The organism is Desulfuribacillus stibiiarsenatis (genome assembly GCF_001742305.1).
Classification (GTDB): Bacteria; Bacillota; Bacilli; order Desulfuribacillales; family Desulfuribacillaceae; genus Desulfuribacillus_A; species Desulfuribacillus_A stibiiarsenatis.
Genome location: NZ_MJAT01000031.1, coordinates 1 through 551 on the forward strand (window position 1 = coordinate 1; position 551 = coordinate 551).

The window sequence follows — 551 nt, forward strand, 5'->3', positions numbered from 1 at the left end:
CCAATCTTCCATAGTGATCGTGGCTTCCAATATACAAATAAGATTTTTAAGAAAAAACTAGACGATGCAAAAATGACACAAAGCATGTCAAGGGTAGCGAGATGTATTGATAATGGACCAATGGAATCATTTTGGGGAATGTTGAAATCAGAAATGTATTACCTTAGCAAATTCAACTCATATGAAGAGCTAGAATCAGCAATCATGGAATACATAGAGTATTACAATAATCGACGGTATCAAAAGAGGCTTAACTGTATGACACCTATCGAATACAGGCAACACCTTTTCAATAAGGCAGCATAATTTATGCCGCGAAAGCCTGTTTATATGGGATAGTACCCTCTGGTAAAATACTGACGGCGGAAGCCAATAATGATCTAGTATCACTTCCGCCCAAGAAACGGGAGTCCAGAGGGTACAAGGGCCCCATGTCAACAGGACCGTGGAATAAATGGATTGAAGAGCATGAAAAAACGTCAACCATAACTAATGATTGACGCCATAATACTTTTGTTTTTTCTACTGTCTACTTGACAGGGGCATGTTCA

1 protein-coding gene is annotated in these 551 nt (G+C 39.0%); it reads left to right on the forward strand.

What is annotated here, in order from left to right; translation table 11 throughout:
• Positions 1 to 306 (forward strand): IS3 family transposase (locus BHU72_RS09345; protein WP_141709298.1); only part of this gene is annotated, 306 nt, incomplete at its 5' end.
• Positions 307 to 551 lie beyond the last annotated feature (245 nt).